Genomic DNA, 21,334 nt, shown 5'->3' on the forward strand with positions numbered 1-21,334 from the left:
CAGCCCTTTCGCTTCCCTACAGGAAGTCGGAAGGGCGTTATTCATGTTCGGTACTTTTAATTAAACCCTACAATACGCCGTTCATTCCACCAAATATCCGACCTAAAACATTAAAATAGATCATAATAAATGACAATATAAGTGCTATCGATAGAATGGGTAAAAATCGTTTTTTATTTTTCGGTATGATCAGCAACAACACAACAATCAAAATTAAATATATTATCATAAGGATTGGAACTAAATAGTAATGAGTATGAATAGGTAAGTAAGCGTGACGTAATTGATACCCTTCTGACAGTAATAATGTAACGGGGAGAGCTGCAACAACATTAGATAACAGCCCACTCCCACGTACATACCACATAATATAAGCACAGATCGGAGATACCACCGCGCATATCCCCCAAAAAACCATAGCCCTTTCTGGAGAAAAATGTAGAAATAACACGGTGTAAACATAATACACTGTCAGCATTGACCCAAAAAAGACGAATATTTTTACTGCCGCCAATTTGGGAGAATAGCTAAAGACCGATATAAGCGCTGCAACAAATACCCATACACCCAGACGTCCACCGATATCGTCAAATATAGGGTTGATTCCCGGAACATCAACAAGTTTGGCTGCCACCCCCATGATAACTCCGATCAGCATGGCATACCCTATCGATACAACTTTTTGTTTTGCGGTTGACTCGCTCTTAAGCCTAATCTGATTCATTTACCCTTGAACCTTCTGCTGTTCCAACAAATAAAATATATAATCGGTTGGCACACCGGTATAACCTAGCTGTCTCAACATCGCGGTCACATTGCCCCGGTGATACGTTCCGTGGTTGACAACATTCTGTAGAATGTCGGAAAAACGTGTTTCCATTTTACCGTATTTCGGATGCTCAATCGTCATCTTTTTGTCTGGTTCAGGCGTATTCCGCAGTAAATCGCGGAAACGTTCGGCAACGCTGTCAAACAGCTCCCGCATCTCATTCACGGTTTTGCCCTGTGCTTCCTCTGTCCAGCCCGAGATTTTCGGGAAAATCCCCTCGTTCGGAACTTCCGCGAGCACGAGCATATAGAGCTGTTCGAACAAGTACATGTGTGCACATGTTTGTGATACGGATGGGAAAACGCTCGTCACCTCCGCATGGAATACCTCCTTCGGGAGTTGCTCCAGGTGTGCAAACAATCGATCGTTTGCCCAAACATGATAGTCATACAGTCGGTATGGTTGTTGAAGCATCGATGAATTCACCTTTCCCTTCTTCGCATAATTTGGCTGCCGCAGCTTTGTCTTTATCATATAACAAGTTCGCTGACAAATGTTGTCAGTGAACTTCAATTCGGATCGTTTTCATAATGTTTGGCGATACAGTATGCCTTTTCCTGAATCCGCCGCTTCAACTCCAGTGGTTCGCGGATGCGAATGGCCGTGCCGAACGTCAGGAGATATGTCGGTAAGTATTTGTTCATCGTCGGAACATCGATCAGAAACCGTGCCTCCCGATCGGTTCGTTCCGTCAAATAGTGGTGCAGATGCCAGTGGCCGCAAACCACATTAAGCGTGTCAGGCTGTCCCTCGATACGGATAACCGTCAGCGGTCCATCTGCCTCACGTCTCTGGTTGGACTGCTCACAGATTATGTATTGTTCAAAGATGTAAAACATAATCATCTAGCAAAAAAGACGAGTCTCCTTTGATTTAGGTGACTCGTCTTTTGGGTTATTATTATGAAAGTTATGAAGTTCCCTTTTGTTTGCTTGCCTGCATCTGCTGGGCAAACCTCATCATCTCTTCGAACTCTTCTTCGGATACGGCATCGCCGTCGGCGCCTATGTCTTGTACAATCGGAATTTCGGGTTTGGCTTTGGTTCCTTTGCCGTATGTACGGGAACGGGTTCCAGCTGCACCAGCAGCCTGTTTGCCTTTGACCTTGGCTTGGTCACGAATGTATTGTACCGCCTTCTCATAGGAATTCACCTGCTTGAGCAGCATGTTGGAGGCAATGGCCTCAACAAAGTTACGATTAATTCTTTGCTCACCACCGGATACAAGCAATGCCATCAAATAATGAATCAGTACATTGATCACTTCACCAGGCAACTTGTAGCTGAGGTCGATCTTCTCAAAAATGTCCACCAGGTTGTCCGGTACGGCACCAGGGAAGAACGTCTGAAGCAATCGTGTGTAGGGCTCATTACGCAGCATCATATTGTATTGATGAATATCACACTTGGTCGAAAATTGTGGTGGCACTTCGACGTAGTATTCCATCTGAACCACATGTTCGACAGGTGGTTCACCGGAATCCTCTTTACGCTCAGGCTCCTCCATATGCTGTCTTAAGGCAACTACCTTCGCTGCCTGGACCGTCTGCTGCTCATGTCGCTTCTTGGTCTGTCTGAACTGCAAGCTTGCCTTGTGTTGAAGATCATCCAGCACGAGCTGTCCCTGTGGGTTGAAGATATCATCTTCATCCAGCAAACGGCATACATCCTGTACGCTGAGATTGAACTTGTTCACCACATAATTCACAATGCCGAGCTGTTCGTGATCGAACCGCAATTGCTCCACATGGCGGCGATTGACCGACTCACGCGGAAAACGCAATATAATGTCGGCATAATTCAGGCTGTTCTCTTCGGCTGCCCCATTGATCCCGCTGCGCTGTGCCGAAGTCGACACTTCCGACAACGCCTGCTCCAGTTCATAATCAATGACATGGGTATTCAATTCAAATATATCGTAAAAAGGAACGGAAATATTTTCTTTATTCGCTGCTGGGTAAGGCGCGTCACCGCTCTCTATCGCCGAAAAACCGGAACGCAGTGAGAGTACGGCAAACTTGCCGATTTTGTCACGAAGCAGCAGTGTCAAATGCTGTGTACGGAAAAATTCTGCCGGGGAGAGCGGAGGCTGCAGCTCATATTCATAAATGTAATCGTCATTTTCCGGAATATACAGCCGTGAAGTCTGAAGCAAACCAACAGCTTCAAGCTTGGATGCCTGCTCCACCAAATACTTGCGCCCTTTCTCGCTGGGCTCGAGTCCCAATGTCATGAACAGCCTCCGTTGCTGTTCAAGCGGCGAGTAACCGACCTGTTCACCGGGAAGATGCTGAAACAGCAGTCGATACAAGCCTACCGCAAAGGCACCTACCATTGGCTGATACGCTCCGGTGAGCATGCGGTCATCCAGGGCGCTAAGTCCAAACTCCCTGTATACGCAGTAGCGATGATGTTCAGTATAATGGTGCAAATTCTTCATGCGCATAGCTTGATCTCCTTCTCCCCAAAAGTATGTTTATCTATTCTATCATAAATGTCCGATCCTCAAATGTTCAAAAACAGGTAAAAAACGGACCTGTTCTCGCTCCGTTTCGTCCTAGGTCGACAGCATTCACGTTTTCGCAGAGTTGCTAGATTACTATAAAAGCTATAGCCTTAGAAAACAAGTGAACAAATGGAGAAATGTTATCCAGATATATATGAGACATGCCCGAATAATCATGCACATTTTTTTGATGCATGCCAAAAAGCCTTCCCTTTGAACTCGTAAGCGTTTACGACAAAGGCAAGACCTTTACGGAAAATGCTGTCCAGCGTTTGCTGCCATTTGGCTAGCCGCTTAAAACATTTTGTACCCACCCAGGCGAAGTTTGCGAATGGCCCAGCCACTGATGACCGCTCCAGCAAGTCCAGCTACGCCCGTCATATAGTCAACAATATGGAAAGAACCCAGATGCGACATCAGCGATGCCGTATGATCCCATAAGGAATACACGACGACAGGCAGAATGACAATAATGAACAGATAGGAAGGAAACCAGGTTGTCTTCATCAGCATATTCAGAATGAAACCGATACCAAACATCATAACGAAAAATAACACCATCAATACCAGCACAGGTATAAACTGCATCGGGTGACGTTCACCTCTTCTTTCACTGACTCGGTTTCTCTTACTACGGATAGTAGATAGTGTACCGCAAAAAATGTGGCGAAGCAACGAACTTTCTGGACAAATTTCCCTATATTCACCTTCTCTTCATTTGCCCTTCTACTTCCTGTTGAGATACAATGAAGACGATATTGTACTCAACCGTCCCTTACCGGGATTTGGAAATATAACCTGCAGGAGGAATCAATTCAATGAACGAAGCCGCATCAACACTGGAGGGCTGGTACGCCCTGCATGACTTCCGCTCGATTAACTGGGCCGCCTGGAAAGCAGCCGATGATGAGGAACGCGCCGTAGCACTGGACGAGCTTCAGGCATTCTGGAAGGAATGGAAAGCAGTAGAGGATTCATCCAAAGGAAGCACTGTCGTTTATACCGTCGTGGGACAGAAGGCTGACCTTGTCATGATGCACTTGCGTGAAACGCTGGAAGATCTGAAGGCCGTTGAGAACGCGTTCAACAAAACGATGTTTGCCCAATACACCACCAAATCATATTCCTATGTCAGTGTAGTGGAACTGAGCAACTATCTTGGCAAAGAGGGCGAAGACCCGATGCAGAACCCGGAAATTATCGCCCGTCTCAAACCGGTCCTGCCACAGCGGCAATATATCTGCTTCTACCCGATGAACAAAAAACGCGAGTTGAACGACAACTGGTACATGCTATCGATGGACGAGCGCCGTACGATGATGCGCAGCCACGGCATGATTGGTCGCAGCTATGCTGGCAAAGTGAAACAGATCATTACCGGTTCCGTTGGTTTCGACGACTGGGAATGGGGCGTTACGTTGTTTGCGGATGATGCACTACAATTCAAGAAACTCGTTTACGAGATGCGCTTTGACGAAGTCAGTGCCCGTTATGGCGAATTCGGCTCTTTCTATGTGGGGAGTCTGCTAAACGAAGGAACATTGGAAGATATGCTCAAGCTGTAAATCGGATAAATCACAAAAAGCACCGCGACACCTCCATTTAGGACAGGGTCAGCGGTGCTTTTACTTTTTCGAATGAATATGAAATGTTCAATAATAAATGGATGACTCAGGTTCTTTTGGATAACGTGATTCCTTAATCCTGATCCTCTTCATCAACCGCTTTCAGAGATTCCAAAAACTCAGCCGTTGCCCGGTCACGGTCACGTCCCTTCTCCTTAAGCCGCTCAATGGCAGGCAAAATGAGAATATCAACTTCCTTCTGAACGATATAAGCCAGATCATACTGATCCTGTTCCTCCAGATAACCGCCAACCTGCATCAGGGTGTTGTATCGATCCAGTTCTTCGCGTGTGAGTAATCCTCTGACCTGAACACTGCAATGTCTCATCCAAAAAACCGCCCTTTCTTCAGTACCAAGGGAATGCCACCGATGATAAACAAGTATCGGAGATCCACCAGCTTTTTCAGCTGAGCCGCCTTCCATCCCTTGTATTTCTTACCGCCTACGACGGCGATAGCTTCACCTTTCCCCAGTGACGCAACCGTACCTTTACTTGTAAACACAAAAGGCTGTGGCTGCTTTTTGCGGATGGCAGCGACAACGTTTTTGGCACAGTTAACACCCTGCTGCATCGCGATCTGAGCTGTTGGTGGATATGGGCGCCCTTCGTTGTTGAACACCAGTGAATTGTCACCGATGACATAGACATGCTCATGCCCTGGGGCACGAAGAAATTCATCAACCTTCACCCGTCCACGCATCACTTCAAGGCCTGCCTGCTCAAGCAGGGCGTTCCCACGAATACCGCCGGTCCATACGACCGTTGCTGCATCGAGTTTTTCTCCTTCACCCACAATGACTCCGTCTGGCAGACATTGCTTGATCGGAACACCAATTTTGAAAGTAACGCCTTTCTTCTTCAACACGTTCATTGCATGCTCAACCAGTTCCGGGTCAAAGCCCGGCAGAGCTGAAGGCGCTGCTTCCACATTATAGATATGCACATTTTTCGGATTCACGTCGAATTCCTTGCAGAGCTGAGGGATGCGATCCGCAAGTTCAGCCACGAATTCGACACCACTGAAGCCAGCCCCACCCACGACAAAACGAATACGGTTACGTTTATTATCGTTTTTGTACATGGCAAACTGATATTCGATATGCTCGCGAATCATTCTGACCGAGTTAATGCTGCGAATCGTCATGGCATGATCGAGCATGCCTGGGATACCAAAGGTCTCCGGTTCTCCACCCAATCCAATAATCAGATAATCATAGGATAACGTGCCATCCTCCAGAATAATTTTCCGATCCTGCAGGCGTATCTCCTTCACCGAAGATTTGACCAGATCAATCTTGAACTCGTCAATCAGCTTCGAAATCGGGACCCTTGCATGTTCAATGGTATCTGTGCCGGCTGCCGGCATATGTAGATGTGTAGTGATATAATGATAATCATGCCGGTTCACCAATGTGACATCGGCCTCGTTATAGTTCAATTCCTTCTGCAGCCGCTGGGCTGTCAGAATCCCGCCATAGCCCGCGCCGAGGATGACGATTTTGGGAATACTGCTCATGTCTATACCCCTTCCGGTTTCATTGCATCAGCCATTCGATTGTTTTGTTGTAAAAAGGCTCTTACTTACCCATATTGATGAGGTCTTATCCATTATGACGACAAATGTTAGCTTCGCGAATTTATTTGAACTTTTTGCATGCAAGTTATCGATTAAAATTGTGAAATTATACACAAGATTCAACAAAACGCGGGTATTGTCTTCACATTACAAATTGGGGCTAAATTAGACAAAAAAACACATAGTACAGGTCAAGGATATCTGTATTTCTGGCAAAGATCAAGGTTTTTTTTGTTATTTTTCATAACCTTTCATTTCCAATTTCATCCTATTCTCACCTGATCTTCATCTATTGTTCCCAGATTCATCAAACTGCCAACTTTGCAACCCAGTTTACACCGTTTATAATGAGAAAGACAGTTCAGCAACAAACGCTGGTTACCATACGTACCCGGCTTCATTAATTCTGTTAACTACCTATTAAAATAAGAAAGGTGTTGTTGATTCTTGACTGCACAAACTGCCGGTCATGACATGACCGATTTACTTATTATTGGTGGCGGCCCTGCGGGTCTGTTCGCCGCGTTTTACGGAGGGATGCGTCAGGCATCTGTTACTCTGGTTGAAAGTATGCCACAACTTGGTGGACAACTTGCCGCCCTCTATCCCGAAAAATTCATCTATGATGTAGCCGGGTTCCCGAAAGTTACCGCTCAGGAACTGGTGAATAATCTGGTGGAGCAAATGAGCCATTTTAACCCGAACATCCGTCTTGAGGAAAAGGTTGTATCGGTAGAGAAATTAGAAGAACGTCACTTCGTCGTAAAAACCGATGTGAATGAATATCACGCCAAAGCCGTAATTATCACTGCGGGTGTGGGTGCATTCGAACCTCGTCGTCTGGAGCTTGAGGGTGCGGCCAAATTCGAAAAAACCAATCTGCACTACTTCATCAGTGATCTGAACGCCTTTGCCGGCAAAAAAGTACTGATCAGCGGTGGCGGTGACTCCGCTGTAGACTGGGCGCTCATGCTCGAACCGATCGCTGAGCAAGTAACCCTGATCCATCGCCGCGACAAATTCCGCGCGCATGAGCACAGTGTCGAAAACCTGATGAACTCCAAGGTGAACATCGTTACACCTACCGAAATTACGGAACTTCACGGTGAAGACAGCATTACCAAAGTTACTTTGGCTCACGTTAAAACCAAGGAAACGCAGGAAATTGAAGTCGATGATGTAATCGTCAATTTCGGCTTTGTCTCTTCCCTGGGACCTATCGCAGAATGGGGCATCGAAATTGATAGCAATTCTATTGTGGTCGATTCACGCATGGAAACTTCGATTCCGGGAATCTATGCTGCCGGAGATATTACAACATATCCAGGCAAACTGAAGCTGATTGCTGTCGGATTCGGTGAAGCGCCAACCGCAGTCAACAATGCCAAGGTTTACTTCGATCCAGACGCCAAGTTGTCCCCAGGACACAGCAGTAACATGAAGCGCTAATTCCTTATGGAATCATATAGAACATAAAAGACACAAAAAAGGGTATCTTACTCCTGAATGAATTCAACATCAGGAGGGATACCCTTGTCTTATATATGCCCGCTGTGTAACGGTCTGGTTGTACCGGAGCAGGCTTGTCCCCACTGCCTTCAGGGACTGTCAGAATGCGGCAAATTGGACGATTACACCGGACCATACAGCCCCTACGTCATTCACACTTCCTCTGACACGGCAGACGAAGCCGAAAACGTTTGCAATCATATGATGTACTGTCACCATTGTCAGACAAGCACACTATGGTCTGTCAATCTTTGGGACATGTCCGGAAACCTGTAACATTGCCTGCAATGAGGATCTCTAGTGAAGAATGGCAGATACGTCGGTACCCAGTTTGCGCTTATGGATTTCTGCCAACAGCAGTGCGATGAAATCTCGTTCGAGATTCAACTCAATCGCCTTATGGTAGGAATCCAACAACATCTCATCGGATAACATAGCCATTTCCCGCCACAACCTTTCCTTTTTTTTCCTCAAAACTATCATATCAGAGATTTATAAAGAGAACAAGCGTTCTTGTTATCCACAACGTTATGTGGAAATCCTGTGTATAGTTTGTTGATAAATGGTAAAAATGTTGATTGATCAACGTGGATAGTGTGGATAGTATTTATACACAGGATCATAGCTTATCGAACAGAACGATTATCAGAGCGTTTTTTTTAGAATAAATTCATAGTTTCAAAAGTTGATGCGAGTAAATTACCCTAGGTTGTTAAATTCCAAACGTTTTCCATCTAGTTTCCTTCTATACTACTATCGGATTTTCTTTGGATTTTTTTAGATTTTTTCACCATTTTCATTGCGGTCTGGTGTTCACTTCCAAAATCCATATCTTGCCTGAATGATCCAGTCCATAATCGAAGCCGAGCTGTCCCACACCTGGGAACTGACTTTCCATGATATGCGTACAGGTGAGTGTTAGTGAACGCATCTCTCGACGTTTATGTTTTCCAGAAATATGAGGTAGGGACAGACCGAGTGCTCTCCTACCGGACAGCATCGTTCCTCCTTTGCTAAGATTGGTTACGACCAGTCCCGGACGAGCGAGCCGTCCCACCATAGAACGGAATCCCCAGCCTCTTTCCGTCTTGACGACTTTGACTCTGTAATCGACAGGTCTGCCTTGAATGGTCGCCAGATGAATGCCTTGCTGGATCAAGTATCTCCTTCTGGCTTTTACACGGATTAGGGAGCGGTACATCTGATTAAAATGAGTAAAAGAACGGGTTATTTTCATATGAGTGTACCGATAGGCTCCTCCGCTTGCTGTTACTCTAATGACACCGTAACCTCCACCACCGACAACAGGTTTGATATACACCATTCCATAATGACTAAGCATGTTTAGCAGATTCCCCGAGTTGAACGATTTCGTCTGTGGAATGTGGACAGCAGCTACCGGATATTTCAACAGCGCCGCTGTCTTCAGCCATTTGCTTGCAAGCTGTCTCGACATGGGTTGATCTCCTTTCCTGAACAATAGTCCTTCCTTATACATACTCAACAGGAGCCGTGCTTTCTTGGATGTATGTCCAAGGCTGGGGCCCCTTTTCCGTGGATAAAGTCCATCAGCTTGGTTCAAGGCTGGAACAGGCGCCTGGTTTGCTTTTCAAACGCATCAATCTATCGTATGCTACTAAGGAATGGTTTGGAGAGGCTTAAATATGAGGATCTAAGGAGCGTTCAGAAGACATGGAATCATTTTTCAAATCACTGTATGGCGTAGCCTATTTTGCAATTTCTATCGTTCTGGTAGCCATTACGGTACTTCTATTCGTTACAGGTATTCGACTGTTTATGAAGAAAAGCAATCGCGGTTTTGCTGTAAGTTGTATTCTGTTTGCCTGCTTTATCGTCTTCATCATTGTGGTCATGCTAACCACGCCCTTCTCCTCGACGCCTCCGGGTTCACCGGAAGCCATGGCTGCCTTGCTGAAAATCGGGTAGATTAACCTCTGTAGAAGGAGATGCTTATGACACATAACGAAATACTCGGAATTATCGATATTGGCTCCAATTCCATTCGTCTAGTTATTTATGAACTCGATCAGGATGTGGCCTATCGCATCATTCATGAAGACAAATATGCCGCTCGTCTAAGCAATGTGGTTGAACAAGACGGAACCATCCTGCGACATTCACTGGACAAGGCCATCACCATTTTGCGACAATTCAAGGCTACTTGCGAAGCTTATCAAACCAAGCTGATCCGCGCAGCAGCCACGGCTGCCATTCGGAATGCAGGCAATGCCCCAGAAATTATAGGTTGGTTGGAAGCCGAGACGGGACTTACTATCGAATGTGTATCCGGCGATCAGGAAGCCTATTACGGTTTCCTTGGTGTCACTCAATCGATTGATCTGGCGGATGGTTATGTCGTGGATATTGGTGGCGGCAGTACCGAGATCACTGTATTCCGTGATCGAAAAAGACTGCACAGCATCTCTCTGCCTATTGGTGCGGTTAACTCACATGCCCGTTATGGTGGGGAAGATCAGTGGACTGAGGCTAATATGGCTGCGCTTTGTAATGAAGTTATACAGGCATTAAGCGATCAGGATTGGGTCAGACAGCATCCCGGACTACCTCTTATAGGACTTGGCGGCACCATGCGTACACTGGCCAAAGTCGAGCAGAAGAGAACGCAATACTCATTACCGGTTACGCATCATTACGAAATCGGCGCAGAAGAGATGGAAAATATCGCTCGTTCTTTGCCACATCTAACCTCGGCACAACGCAAGAAAGTACCCGGACTTGCCAAGGATCGTGCGGACATTATTGTTCCAGGTGTACTCATATTGCGGACAGTCTTCCGAATTATCCAGGGGGATCGTTATGTCGTGAGCGGAGCGGGATTACGGGATGGTTTGCTAAGGGATCTCCTGGCTGAGGGTAAGCCGGTCGTGCCAGATGCGCTGCGGGACAGCATTCGCAACTTCATTCATTTTGGTCCACCCATTCCAGAGAAACGTCTGAATCGGATTCACCATGATGCGCTTACCCTGTATACTGCCCTACAAGGCAATGCTCCCGATCCAGCGGATGCCCGGATTCTGTACACGGTCTCCATGCTGCACATGGCTGGAAAACAGATTAATTACTTCCGGTATCCCCAGCACTCGGCCTATTGGATTATGAATGCAAGCATCTACGGACTATCTCATCGGGAGACCATCCTTAGTGCCATTGCAGCCGATTATCATCCAAAAAAAAGAACGCCCCAGCTGCTGCATAAGCACAGGGACATCCTAAAAGATTCGGACGAACGGCATGCCCATCGTTTGGGCTCTCTGCTGCGCGTGACTGAAGCGATTAATCGATCTGAACGTATTATCTCCATAAAGGTAGCAAAAGAAAACGACTCGCTGCAGATGCAATTCATCTGTACAGCCGAGCCGTTATTGGAACTGAGCGGTCTGGAAGAGGCCGTCAAAGATTTGCAGGAAGCTTGGGGAGTTACGTTAACGCACTCCATTCAGCAGGCTTCCAGGGAATAATGCCCATCGCCTCCGTCTGACTTCTCAGCGGGGGTTTTTCATTTTGTACAAATACATAATTGCCGCCAGGCATAAGCTCTCTTGCCTTTACATTGTCCCTGAGTGACAGATTCAATATGTCGACCAGCATCTTTTTCAGCTCTGGATCAAACACGGGACACATCAGTTCAATTCTCCGCTTCAAATTACGGGTCATCCAGTCTGCACTGGACAGATATACATCCGGGTTGCCGCTATTTTCAAAATAAAACAGTCTGGAGTGCTCCAGAAACCGGTCCACGATGCTGATCACACGAATATTCTCACTTAGTCCCTCTACCCCGGGACGCAAGCAGCATACACCGCGCACGATCAGATCGATCTGTACTCCAGCTTGAGATGCCAGATACAATTCATCAATGATATCCTGATGGGATAAGGAATTGATTTTGGCAATAATTCTGGACGGTCTCCCCTTGAAGGCATGCTCCGTTTCCCGACGAATGAGCGCGAACAGTTCATCCTTCATGCCGTCAGGGGCGACGCGGAATGCCTGCAACGCTTTGGGTCCTGAATATCCGGTAATCTCATTAAACAATTCCGATGCGTCTTCGCCAATGATGGGATTGGAGGTAAACAGGCCCACGTCGGTGTACACTTTGGCCGTACTTTCATTATAGTTACCTGTTCCAACATGCACGTACCTTCTTAGACCACTCTGTTCCCTGCGTACGACGAGAATAATCTTGGCATGGGTCTTTAATCCGACCAATCCATATACGACATGACAACCTGCCTTCTCCAGCGTACGGGCCCATGCAATATTACGTTCTTCATCAAATCTGGCTTTCAATTCAACAACAACCGTCACCTGTTTGCCGCTCTCGGCTGCATGAGCCAGTGCGGGGATGAGACGGGAATCCCCATTTACCCGATATAACGTCATTTTGATCGCCATCACGCGCGGATCTTCCGAAGCTTCCACAATAAAATCCGTTACCGGTTCGAACGATTCGTATGGATGATGCACGAGCACGTCCCGTTTACGCAGCAATTCGAAGTGACTTTCCCGAGGAAGGAACTCCAGAGGATACACAGGCTGCACCGGACTGTATTTCAGATGAGTGAACCCTTCCAGACTATCCACAAACCCGGCCAGAAAACTCAGGTCCAGAGGTCCATCAATCTCGTACACAGGGTCTTGAATTTCGAACTCTTCCTGCAACTCTAGCAACGCATCCGGGCGAAAATCCTTGCAAATTTCCAGTCGTACCGGTGCTCCCCGGCGTCTGCGCCGCAGCTCCTTCTCAATTGCCTCAAGTAAATCCTCAGCTTCTTCTTCATTAATGGAGAGATCCGCATTGCGGGTCACCCTGAATTCTTGTACAGCCAGCGGCACATATCCGCTGAATAAGGTATGAATATGATGTTTGATGAGGTCCTCGATCAAAATGAACGTTTTCTTTTTACTATTTGCCCGAAGAGGCACCTGAACTACGCGCGGCAGATTGGAAGGCACCTGAACGATAGCTAAAAATGGCTCGCCCTCCTGCTCTTCTTCCTTCTGCAGCATCACGGACAGATATACAGACTTATTGTGTACCAGTGGGAATGGCCGGCTCGAATCGATAGCCATCGGTGTTAATACCGGAAAAATGATCTCATGAAAATACTGGTCCATTGCTCGCTGTTGGGTCATATTCAGATCCGTATATTCCTGAAAATGGACGCCTTTCTTGGCGAGAAGACGAATCAGCTCCCGATAGGTTTTATATTGCTCGGCGACCATGGCCCCCGTTCGTTTAATCAATCTGCGGTACAAGCCGGAAGGGGTGTAGCCCGTAAAATCCTTTTGCGTAAATCCAGCCTTGATCTTCTCTTTTGTCTCCGCTACCCTTACACTTACGAACTCGTCCAAATTACTGGCGACAATACCAAGAAACCTCATGCGTTCCAGCAGAGGTGTTGTTGGATCTTGAGCCTCCTGGAGCACACGTCGATTGAATTCTACCCAACTTAAATCACGGTTAACGTAGTTACCTGTTTTGACATCTCTATGCATGTATGGCCTCCGAATTTGTTACATATCTATTCTTGGTTAGATAAATTGAACTAAAGAGTATTTACAGTTGCCACTCCGATGACAGAACAACCTTCCGACCGCTGTTATCCCCAGATTTTTTGATTTCCTTTTTCAATGGTGAAAATCCGGGGATAAAGGCGAAGCGTATGCTTCCGATGTAGCTTTCTTTCAGAAAGCTTTTAGCTCCGCTTCTACAGGTTTTTTCTGTCCTCTCCGTTCTCGTGTAAATGTTCAGTTCAATTTTTTATAGATGCTAATATAATTGTACTATTCGTGATTGGCTACAAGCGTCAGCGTAGTGTAAACGCTATGTAAAATTTATGTAAATGATACCTCATGACGATAACTTTTTCCATCCCTTTACAAAGAGCAGGAGACAGGGTAAAGTGATGTACAGTGTAAAATGTCCGGTTGCTATCCACATTCTAAAATTGTTTTTGTTAAAGGAGTATATAATGAAATCGAACAAACCTAGAACGTTACAAAAAAATATAGAGTTTTTCACGGCTGCCCTATCCCAATGCACGGTAACCGCATGGCAGGAAGATCCGGCCGGCGTATATTGTGAAGTGGGCCGTGGCATCGTAGAGCGGATCAGCGAAGACAGCGTGAGAATGCGCAACGATAACGGTACGAAGAGTCATTATGACCGGGATATCACGATGTTCCAAACCGAAAAATAATTTTGCGTATATATGAAAAAAAGACTAGCTTTCCGAAAAAGAGTGGTGTATACTCTTGGCACAAGGAAAGGAGGTGCGTCAACATTTCTAATCACATGTTGAACGTGTCCCTTACCCGATCCACTAGCTCAAATTAACTGATTCTGGTGGAGGCGCGGGATACGGATCAAGGTTTCAAAAAGCGCCACGGGTAGAAAAGCCGTCTTCGGACGGCTTTTTGTTTTGTCTTTTTTCGGGAGAGGTTAAAAAAACAACCAAAATATTGGAAATGGACCCTGTAGCTGAGTAAACGATACTCGATATAATTAGGTTGCAACTCAACCCATATTCGAGGAGGCATATTGTAATGTTTAAAAATGTAAGGGGTTTCAAAACATCCATCGCTCTGGTCTTTGTTTTGTTATTCACCTCCATTATGCTGCCCGCAGGCCAGCATGCCAGTGCAGCACCGAGCTTCGCCAAAGGAGCCGACATTAGTTGGGTTCCCGGGATGGAAGCACAAGGCTACAAATGGAAAGACAAAAACGGCGTACAGCGTGATATTATTGATATTTTGAAAAATGATTACCAGATCAACTCCGTTCGTATTCGTGTCTTTGTTAATCCTTCGAATGATTATGGTAACGGTTACATGAACAAAGATCGTGCAGCTGCTCTGGCCTTGCGTGCCAAAAATGCAGGCATGAGCGTCATGCTGACACTGCATTACAGCGATTCCTGGGCTGACCCGGGTCAACAAACGAAACCTGCGGCCTGGAAAAACTACACGTTCCAACAGCTGATGGATGCTGTATGGAATCACACGCGTGAAGTCATGACAGCCATGCAGAGCAAAGGTGTAACTCCGGACTGGGTACAAATCGGTAACGAAACAAGCAACGGCATGTTATGGGAAGATGGAAAAGCATCCACCAATATGAAAAATTATGCGTGGCTGGTGAACACGGGCCATAATGCCGTAAAATCCATCAGCACCAGCACCAAAACAATCGTTCACCTTGCAGGCGGGGATGATAATGCCCTCTATGTATGGAATATCGGTGGTCTGATCGATAACGGTGCCAACTTTGACATGATTGCCATGTCCCTCTATCCTTCCGCTTCCGGCTGGAACACGGCTGTCACCAATGCTGTAAACAACGCCAAGGATCTGATCAACCGGTATGGCAAGGAGATTATCGTATCGGAAATCGGGATGGATAATACCCAACCGGCAGCTGGTAAAAGTTTTGTCGCAGCGATGAAAACGCAATTCCGCAACCTGCCGAGCAGCAAAGGTAAAGGTGTATTCTATTGGGAGCCTGAAGCAACGCCAGGCTACAACGGCGGTTACAGCAAAGGTGCCTGGCAGTCTAACGGCTTGCCGACCGTAATGTTGGAAGGATTCATCGACTAAACACGGAAATAAGTGACTGGTGAGCAGCGGGCGGCCGTTACGGGTACGGATCGTTCTTTCGAGCGCTGCCTCTGGGGAGCAGCGCTTTTTTTGAGGGTTGTAGTGAGTTGAGTGGGTTAGTTGCGTTAAGCTAGGCTAGGTCGGTTAGCTTCTTCAGTTCGGCTAGATAGGTTAGATCGATTCGTTGGATTGGTTTCTGTTAATTAGGAACGTTTGATGAATCTGAACGTAAATAGTCTTTTCGCTCATATACTTATATAATAAGATAAAGATTCAGACAGCACATGTGCAACCTTATTTCAAAGGTGGGGAATAATGTATGGGATTTTTAAAAGAACTGGGTCAGTTTGCTGGAGAAGTTACCGGAAAAGTACTGGGCGGCACCGTCAGAGTGGCTGGAGAACTTACCGGGAGCCCATTTATTAAAGAAGTTGGTAATGGCGTAGAGAAAGCTACGATTAATACAGGGAAAACGGTAGGACAACTTGCCAGCGGTACATATGATATGGCCAGCGGTGTGATCAGAAAAGACAATACCGCGTTAGACGCGGGACTTGCTGATATTGGAGGAGCTCTTTCCAATACAGCTAAAGGCGTAGTGGTATCAGCTAAGTATGTGTATAACGGTGGCAAAGATGTTGTTGTCGGCATGAAAGATGAGGACATGGAGAGAGTAAGGCTCGGGGCCAAGAATCTAATTGCCGCTGCTGCAGTCACTACATTGGCTGTAGGACTCGTTGAGGTTGTAGATGGTGTTGAAAGTATGGAATCGGTAGAGTCCGTAGAATTGATAGAAAATCCAAATACAGATGACGTTACACCTCACTAGCATCGAGGATTATAGAACTTCAACTTCATAAGAAAAAAATGGACGCTAATCATATGATTGGCGTCCATTTTCCATCTCTTTCAGTTCGAATCAATTACTTCACTTCGCCAACAACCGTAAAGCGTTCGTTTATGTGCTTCGGATTTTCGATCTCATCCACCAAAGCAATGGCATAGTCCGCATAGCTGATGTAGCTGTTGCCTTCACTGTTCATCATAATCACGTCATGGCCGGCTTGATATTTGCCAGTACGCACGCCTTCCGGATTAAAGAAACCAGCCGGACTCAGGAACGTCCATTGAAGACCGGAGGATGCTTGCAGATCCTGCAGGTTTTGCCCTTGGTTGGTCGCTGTTGCTTTGTAAGCATCAGGGAATCCTGGGGAGTCCACAATGCGCAAGGTTTTGGTTTCATCCGTGAACAGACTGCCTGCTCCACCAACAACGATCAGACGTGTATTAGGCGCATCCTTCAGGACATTGATCAAGGCTTGTCCCACTTCAACATGCAGGTTTTCTTTACCTGCTGGTGCACCGAACGCATTGACGATAACGTCGAATGATTTGGCATCCTCTGACGTGAGGTCGAATACATCTTTTTCAAGTACATTCAGATTTTTATCCTCCACCTTGGATGCACTACGAACGATCGCTGTCACTTCATGCCCTCTATCCAAAGCTTCTTTCAAAATCAAATTACCCGCTTTGCCTGTCGCACCAATAATTCCAATGTTCATCATAATCTCTCCTTTGGTTGTCATATTCAAACTCCATGTTGTAACTATAATAGTTACAACAATTCTTGTCAACTATTATGAATACCCCTGCCATCCAGAGATGAACAGGGGATATGAGCATGACTATACTCAAACTCAAAACGTTACGCGCTCTTTCGCTGTACTACCTGTGATGTACCTTGACTATGGTATGTCGAGAGGAAATTTACTCTTTTCTTAATCTCCAAAGCAGTCTGTGTCCCGGGAGGGGCACCTGGCGAAATGGATCCCGCATTGTACGTGCTGACACCCAGGGGAAATTGATAGTTTTTGCCGCCGTTGTTGTCCCATGTGCCACTCCCGTTGTTGAATACTGCCTCTAGACCCGTTGCTGTACCTACATCGATTGTGATCCTGTTGTAACCTGGTATTTCTGCCGCCGGCATCCCCACACCAGGAGGCGTCGTCCACGTACCGCCTGCTGGGCGATAATGAATATTCGGACTTGTGTATCCCTGCTTGTAATAGATGGTCACACTGTTGCTTTTCGGGGTAGCCTCCGTCATTACCTTGAGTTCGACACTTGCAGCGGACCTGTTGTTCGCTGCATCATAGGCCTGAATTGTATAGCTGTAAGTGGTGGAAGGCTTCAAGCCGCTGTCCGTATAACCAGGCGTTATACTTGTCCCCACCTTTGTTCCGTCTCGGAAAATTTCATATCCAGCTACACCAACATCATCTGATGAAGCTTCCCACGCCAAGGTGATGCGATCTGTCGTTGTGGATAATGCCGCTAGTCCGTTAGGCACACTTGGTGCTGTTACATCCACCACTGGTGCACCCTGAGTAATTTTTCCGGAGCTGTACGTACTGATACCCAATGGGAACTGATAATTATTTCCGCCGTTGTTATCCCATGTGCCGCTGCCGTTATTGAATACCGCCTCCAAACCGGAAGCTGTGCCTACGTTAATCGTCATTTTGTTGTAACCCGTCAATTCCGAAGCTGCCATCTTTACACCTGGAGGCGTCGTCCATGTCCCCCCTGTCGGTCGGTAATGAATATATGGACTCGCATATCCTTGCTTGTAATAAATCGTAACGATGTTCCCCTCTTCCGTCTTGGCTGTCACGGGTGCGCTGGATGGAGACATGTTGCCAGCGGCGTCCACCGCCTTCAACGTATAGGTATAGGTTGTCGCAGGAGTGAGGGATTCATCCGTGAACAATAATTTCGCAGTTTCTCCTACCTTGCTGCCATTACGGTAAATGTCATAACGAGACACGCCATAATTGTCGTTGCTGGCTGTCCATTCAAGCGTCACGGACGAAGCAGTCCTTCCACTGACCTTCACATCGGTAGGTGCCGTTGGCGGCTGAGTATCTGCCCCCAGCGTCACAACCTTCAAAGGAGCGCTCGCGCCTGAACTATTGTTCGCCTTGTCATTCGCCTTAATTGTATACTCGTATTCCGTTGCAGGTTTGAGCCCAGTGTCCGTATAACTCGCTGTTTTTGAACTCCCCACCTTGCTTCCATCGCGGTAAATGTCATAATTGTCCACGCCGACGTCATCGGTGGAAGCACTCCATTGCAATGTAACGCTTCGGTCCGTTATACCCACTGCCTTTACATCCGTCGGTGCTTCTGGTGGTGTACGGTCTATGACCAGAAACGGATGCGTACCTTTGATCGTACCATTCGCTTCCTCCACCATTTTGCCGGATGCATCTTTGTTGTACTTTCCGGTACCTACATAGACGGTCTGAATGTCACTCCGGGTAACATTGCCATTGGCATCGACTGCTTCAATATAATAATCGACCATTTGATCCTGGAATTCGTCAAAATACGTATAATACAGGTCACCAATCTCCTGAGCAGGTACTCTTTTGAACATATCCGTGCTGCTTGGTTGCCAGGCGACACCGTTGATATCCGATTTCAAGTCGCGCTTATTCATCGGGTATTCCTTCCAATGGCTAACCTTGGCTGGATCAATATTGGATACACCCTTCGCATTGAGATCTGCAGGATCGTACACGCGGAACGTATTGTCTTTGGCGTCAGCCCGCTTGTCGCGATGTGTACGCACTTTTACTTTGATGTCACTTATTCCGCTAGCATCATAGGCATAGGTGTAAATGCCGAAGTTGTTGTCAAAATAATGGAGTGTCCACCCCTCTGCCTTGCTGACGTTTGCACTGCCTGGGTTATACGGATAACGTTGAGGCCACCAGACCGATGGTCCCGTGCGATCCTTCGCCAGTTGGGTGGTTACATATGGTTTAGAGAAGAATAACGACTGGTTGAATGATAAAGTTGGCTTCACGCCATCATCCACGTTTTCATCGTAATAGCCGAAGCCGGAATCCAGCGCTGGCAGTAGGAAATACCAGCTTAGCTCGGCCGGATTGGCCCCACCTTTGTAGTCGTTGGCCGGGTCCCCTTTGACCGGGTAAGCCATCATCCATGGATTAAGCTGATTGCCTTCATACGTAATCTCACGATCAAGCGCCGTTGTTGGCTTCCAGTAATTTGGATGGCTGTCCAGCCAGATCTGCTCAGCCGTCTTTGCATAATTGAGTGCAGCCTGTTCCAGAGCGAAATTTCGTTCCAGATAATGGTATCCGTACTCGAACGATACCGTCATACCTTCCTGGACACCGTCCAGGTTTTTTTTGGGCTCCAGATTGAGTCCTGTTACTTTGTTGAAAGCATCGAACTGACCTTTCCAGATGCCAAACGGCAGACGCCAATGATACCAAGTCGGGTCGGACGAAGAGTCACGTGTGTCGATCCATGATCCGTCTTGTACATGCACCACGTCATCAGCTTTCGGGGTATTCGTACGCAAATACTCATTGATGCTTTCCCCTTTTACTCCCTGTTGGGAATAAGTCACATTGCCCGCATTGCGCCACGTGTCTTCAGAACCAGCGCGACCAGAGGAGTTATCCCCATCATGTGCGATGACAAAAAACTGCTTCTGATCCACCATGCCTTCGAACGGCTTGAGTGCATCGGCTTTGACCGAGCCCTGGTATCCTTCCTCCCACGATTCAGCCTGGGCGACAGGAATCCCAATGACACGTTTCTCTGTGCCGGTGTCGGGATTGACGTAACGAACCCAATGAGGCGTAGAGGCAAACGGATATTTGTTATAAACCACCTGTTTCTCGTTAAACATTGGAGAAGATACCCACGAACCCACATCGCTGGTATTCTGCAGGTCTGCACGGTTTGGCGGTGACACCATCGTATCCTTGCCGGGGGCATTCAACAGAGGATAATCTTGCAGTGTACGTGAAAAATGATTATTGCCAATGACCGACCATTCGATGCCTAGCTTTTCGAGTACCGGAATAATCCGTTCCGAGAACCCGAGCTCGGTGGGGAAAAACCCTTTGGAGGATTTAAACGAATCCCCCAAGAAAAAAGGTTGAGCCATCACCGTATTCTGATAGATAAGGTCCTTAAGCAAATATTCATTTCCAGCCAAAGGTCCCATTGAATGATGACCTGAGAAATGAATGAGGTCCAACGTTCGTTCGCCATTGACGGTTTTGAGGTTATTGTAGGCGTTCTTCCAGGGTGCGCCCCAATTTTTGTTGTTGTAACCGTTTACATTATTGGTATACATAAAGCTGTCTACGTTGTTAAGCAGTGAGCCTGACATCGTCACCTGCATTCCAGCGGCAGGATGATTGTTCTTCAGATCGCCAGCCACTTGCCATGGCCAAGACAAATAAGCACCGGTTTTGGCGTGATGCGTGTAGTATGATACGAGATCGTCATGTGGCATTGGTGCCCCGCTGGGCAGATAGTAAGGATATCCGGCAGGGGGACTACTTTTCAAATTAATAACCTGACCATCGTATGTGTACCGAATTGGAGTTCCGACCGAAGCCGAAGCATATTGGGAAGTGTCATAGTAAGCCCAAAAATTCGGCATATGATTATGATACACATGAGAAGCGGAAATTTCTGCAAAAGCAAGATTGGTCTGAAAAGAAAAAATGAGCGGCAACGTCAAAAGGAATGCGCCTAGCCGTCGTACTAACTTCATGTCCTACCTCCTCGATTTGTAGCCATCCGTCCAGTC

At 46.8% G+C, this 21,334-nt stretch carries 20 protein-coding genes; 8 read left to right on the forward strand and 12 right to left on the reverse strand.

Translation table 11 applies throughout. The features are described 5' to 3' along the window. Positions 1 to 67: 67 nt before the first annotated feature. The 5 genes from ACFVQB_RS25760 to ACFVQB_RS25780 form a co-directional block, all read right to left on the reverse strand. The gene (locus tag ACFVQB_RS25760) at positions 68 to 724 is read right to left on the reverse strand and encodes a hypothetical protein (protein WP_379446803.1); all 657 of its coding nucleotides are present in this window, start codon (positions 722 to 724) and stop codon (positions 68 to 70) included. Beyond that, entirely contained in the window at positions 725 to 1,243 is a 519-nt protein-coding gene (locus ACFVQB_RS25765) for a DinB family protein (RefSeq protein ID WP_379446804.1), read from the reverse strand. 95 nt (positions 1,244 to 1,338) lie between these two features. Further along, positions 1,339 to 1,668, reverse strand: a complete 330-nt coding sequence (locus ACFVQB_RS25770) for a WYL domain-containing protein (protein ID WP_379446805.1) — start codon at positions 1,666 to 1,668, stop codon at positions 1,339 to 1,341. Positions 1,669 to 1,738: 70 nt separating this feature from the next. Next, positions 1,739 to 3,274, reverse strand: a complete 1,536-nt coding sequence (locus ACFVQB_RS25775; RefSeq protein ID WP_379446806.1) for a replication initiation and membrane attachment family protein — start codon at positions 3,272 to 3,274, stop codon at positions 1,739 to 1,741. A 354-nt stretch (positions 3,275 to 3,628) separates the two neighbouring features. Beyond that, positions 3,629 to 3,922: a YuiB family protein gene (locus ACFVQB_RS25780; RefSeq protein ID WP_053783239.1), complete on the reverse strand. Its 294-nt coding sequence runs from the start codon at positions 3,920 to 3,922 to the stop codon at positions 3,629 to 3,631. 230 nt (positions 3,923 to 4,152) lie between these two features. On the opposite strand from ACFVQB_RS25780, the gene hemQ reads away from it, so the two are divergent. After that, on the forward strand, positions 4,153 to 4,899 hold the full coding sequence (hemQ, locus tag ACFVQB_RS25785; RefSeq protein ID WP_379446807.1) for a hydrogen peroxide-dependent heme synthase: 747 nt from the start codon (positions 4,153 to 4,155) through the stop codon (positions 4,897 to 4,899). A 133-nt stretch (positions 4,900 to 5,032) separates the two neighbouring features. Here hemQ and ACFVQB_RS25790 read toward each other — a convergent pair whose 3' ends face one another. Next, positions 5,033 to 5,287, reverse strand: a complete 255-nt coding sequence (locus ACFVQB_RS25790) for a hypothetical protein (RefSeq protein WP_379446808.1) — start codon at positions 5,285 to 5,287, stop codon at positions 5,033 to 5,035. Beyond that, entirely contained in the window at positions 5,284 to 6,477 is a 1,194-nt protein-coding gene (locus ACFVQB_RS25795) for an NAD(P)/FAD-dependent oxidoreductase (protein WP_024632649.1), read from the reverse strand. The genes ACFVQB_RS25790 and ACFVQB_RS25795 overlap by 4 nt, the downstream gene beginning before the upstream one ends. 534 nt (positions 6,478 to 7,011) lie before the next feature. Here ACFVQB_RS25795 and ACFVQB_RS25800 point away from each other — a divergent pair. Both ACFVQB_RS25800 and ACFVQB_RS25805 read left to right on the forward strand, forming a co-directional pair. Beyond that, positions 7,012 to 7,986, forward strand: a complete 975-nt coding sequence (locus ACFVQB_RS25800; RefSeq protein WP_211754064.1) for an NAD(P)/FAD-dependent oxidoreductase — start codon at positions 7,012 to 7,014, stop codon at positions 7,984 to 7,986. Between the two features lie 84 nt (positions 7,987 to 8,070). Beyond that, positions 8,071 to 8,322, forward strand: coding sequence for a hypothetical protein (locus tag ACFVQB_RS25805; RefSeq protein WP_379446809.1), 252 nt, complete (start codon positions 8,071 to 8,073; stop codon positions 8,320 to 8,322). A gap of 21 nt (positions 8,323 to 8,343) precedes the next feature. Here ACFVQB_RS25805 and sda read toward each other — a convergent pair whose 3' ends face one another. Further along, positions 8,344 to 8,487, reverse strand: a complete 144-nt coding sequence (gene sda, locus ACFVQB_RS25810; RefSeq protein ID WP_017692430.1) for a sporulation histidine kinase inhibitor Sda — start codon at positions 8,485 to 8,487, stop codon at positions 8,344 to 8,346. Between the two features lie 355 nt (positions 8,488 to 8,842). Next, the gene (locus ACFVQB_RS25815) at positions 8,843 to 9,502 is read right to left on the reverse strand and encodes a YheC/YheD family protein (protein ID WP_379446810.1); all 660 of its coding nucleotides are present in this window, start codon (positions 9,500 to 9,502) and stop codon (positions 8,843 to 8,845) included. Positions 9,503 to 9,738: 236 nt separating this feature from the next. Here ACFVQB_RS25815 and ACFVQB_RS25820 point away from each other — a divergent pair, with 236 nt between their 5' ends. Next, the gene (locus ACFVQB_RS25820; RefSeq protein WP_090904514.1) at positions 9,739 to 9,993 is read left to right on the forward strand and encodes a hypothetical protein; all 255 of its coding nucleotides are present in this window, start codon (positions 9,739 to 9,741) and stop codon (positions 9,991 to 9,993) included. A gap of 26 nt (positions 9,994 to 10,019) precedes the next feature. Continuing rightward, complete coding sequence (locus ACFVQB_RS25825; RefSeq protein ID WP_379446811.1) at positions 10,020 to 11,546, forward strand: Ppx/GppA phosphatase family protein; 1,527 nt, start codon at positions 10,020 to 10,022, stop codon at positions 11,544 to 11,546. Here ACFVQB_RS25825 and ppk1 read toward each other — a convergent pair. Then, positions 11,506 to 13,587: a polyphosphate kinase 1 gene (gene ppk1, locus ACFVQB_RS25830; protein ID WP_379446812.1), complete on the reverse strand. Its 2,082-nt coding sequence runs from the start codon at positions 13,585 to 13,587 to the stop codon at positions 11,506 to 11,508. The genes ACFVQB_RS25825 and ppk1 overlap by 41 nt on opposite strands. Before the next feature lie 476 nt (positions 13,588 to 14,063). On the opposite strand from ppk1, the gene ACFVQB_RS25835 reads away from it, so the two are divergent. The 3 genes from ACFVQB_RS25835 (at position 14,064) to ACFVQB_RS25845 (ending at position 16,516) form a co-directional block, all read left to right on the forward strand. After that, positions 14,064 to 14,291 carry a hypothetical protein gene (locus tag ACFVQB_RS25835; protein WP_379446813.1) on the forward strand — a complete coding sequence of 76 codons (228 nt, stop codon included), beginning with the start codon at positions 14,064 to 14,066 and terminating at the stop codon, positions 14,289 to 14,291. Between the two features lie 415 nt (positions 14,292 to 14,706). After that, positions 14,707 to 15,687 (forward strand): glycoside hydrolase family 53 protein, encoded by a 981-nt coding sequence (locus tag ACFVQB_RS25840; RefSeq protein WP_379446880.1) that lies wholly within the window; start codon positions 14,707 to 14,709, stop codon positions 15,685 to 15,687. A gap of 319 nt (positions 15,688 to 16,006) precedes the next feature. Continuing rightward, positions 16,007 to 16,516 (forward strand): hypothetical protein, encoded by a 510-nt coding sequence (locus ACFVQB_RS25845; protein ID WP_379446814.1) that lies wholly within the window; start codon positions 16,007 to 16,009, stop codon positions 16,514 to 16,516. Between the two features lie 94 nt (positions 16,517 to 16,610). On the opposite strand, the gene ACFVQB_RS25850 is transcribed toward ACFVQB_RS25845, so the two are convergent. Both ACFVQB_RS25850 and ACFVQB_RS25855 read right to left on the reverse strand, forming a co-directional pair. After that, entirely contained in the window at positions 16,611 to 17,252 is a 642-nt protein-coding gene (locus ACFVQB_RS25850; protein ID WP_379446881.1) for an NAD(P)-dependent oxidoreductase, read from the reverse strand. Positions 17,253 to 17,395: 143 nt separating this feature from the next. Continuing rightward, positions 17,396 to 21,298 carry a carbohydrate binding domain-containing protein gene (locus ACFVQB_RS25855; protein ID WP_379446815.1) on the reverse strand — a complete coding sequence of 1,301 codons (3,903 nt, stop codon included), beginning with the start codon at positions 21,296 to 21,298 and terminating at the stop codon, positions 17,396 to 17,398. Positions 21,299 to 21,334: the final 36 nt, after the last annotated feature.

Source organism: Paenibacillus sp. NPDC057886, from assembly GCF_042796655.1.
Classification (GTDB): domain Bacteria; phylum Bacillota; class Bacilli; order Paenibacillales; family Paenibacillaceae; genus Paenibacillus.

Coding starts and splice junctions, on each gene's coding strand:
- ACFVQB_RS25760 (WP_379446803.1), bottom strand. CDS start 724: ATGAATCAGATTAGGCTTAAGAGCGAGTCAACCGCAAAACAAAAAGTT.
- ACFVQB_RS25765 (WP_379446804.1), bottom strand. CDS start 1,243: ATGCTTCAACAACCATACCGACTGTATGACTATCATGTTTGGGCAAAC.
- ACFVQB_RS25770 (WP_379446805.1), bottom strand. CDS start 1,668: ATGTTTTACATCTTTGAACAATACATAATCTGTGAGCAGTCCAACCAG.
- ACFVQB_RS25775 (WP_379446806.1), bottom strand. CDS start 3,274: ATGCGCATGAAGAATTTGCACCATTATACTGAACATCATCGCTACTGC.
- ACFVQB_RS25780 (WP_053783239.1), bottom strand. CDS start 3,922: ATGCAGTTTATACCTGTGCTGGTATTGATGGTGTTATTTTTCGTTATG.
- hemQ (WP_379446807.1), top strand. CDS start 4,153: ATGAACGAAGCCGCATCAACACTGGAGGGCTGGTACGCCCTGCATGAC.
- ACFVQB_RS25790 (WP_379446808.1), bottom strand. CDS start 5,287: ATGAGACATTGCAGTGTTCAGGTCAGAGGATTACTCACACGCGAAGAA.
- ACFVQB_RS25795 (WP_024632649.1), bottom strand. CDS start 6,477: ATGAGCAGTATTCCCAAAATCGTCATCCTCGGCGCGGGCTATGGCGGG.
- ACFVQB_RS25800 (WP_211754064.1), top strand. CDS start 7,012: ATGACCGATTTACTTATTATTGGTGGCGGCCCTGCGGGTCTGTTCGCC.
- sda (WP_017692430.1), bottom strand. CDS start 8,487: ATGGCTATGTTATCCGATGAGATGTTGTTGGATTCCTACCATAAGGCG.
- ACFVQB_RS25815 (WP_379446810.1), bottom strand. CDS start 9,502: ATGTCGAGACAGCTTGCAAGCAAATGGCTGAAGACAGCGGCGCTGTTG.
- ACFVQB_RS25820 (WP_090904514.1), top strand. CDS start 9,739: ATGGAATCATTTTTCAAATCACTGTATGGCGTAGCCTATTTTGCAATT.
- ACFVQB_RS25825 (WP_379446811.1), top strand. CDS start 10,020: ATGACACATAACGAAATACTCGGAATTATCGATATTGGCTCCAATTCC.
- ppk1 (WP_379446812.1), bottom strand. CDS start 13,587: ATGCATAGAGATGTCAAAACAGGTAACTACGTTAACCGTGATTTAAGT.
- ACFVQB_RS25835 (WP_379446813.1), top strand. CDS start 14,064: ATGAAATCGAACAAACCTAGAACGTTACAAAAAAATATAGAGTTTTTC.
- ACFVQB_RS25840 (WP_379446880.1), top strand. CDS start 14,707: ATGCTGCCCGCAGGCCAGCATGCCAGTGCAGCACCGAGCTTCGCCAAA.
- ACFVQB_RS25845 (WP_379446814.1), top strand. CDS start 16,007: ATGGGATTTTTAAAAGAACTGGGTCAGTTTGCTGGAGAAGTTACCGGA.
- ACFVQB_RS25850 (WP_379446881.1), bottom strand. CDS start 17,252: ATGAACATTGGAATTATTGGTGCGACAGGCAAAGCGGGTAATTTGATT.
- ACFVQB_RS25855 (WP_379446815.1), bottom strand. CDS start 21,298: ATGAAGTTAGTACGACGGCTAGGCGCATTCCTTTTGACGTTGCCGCTC.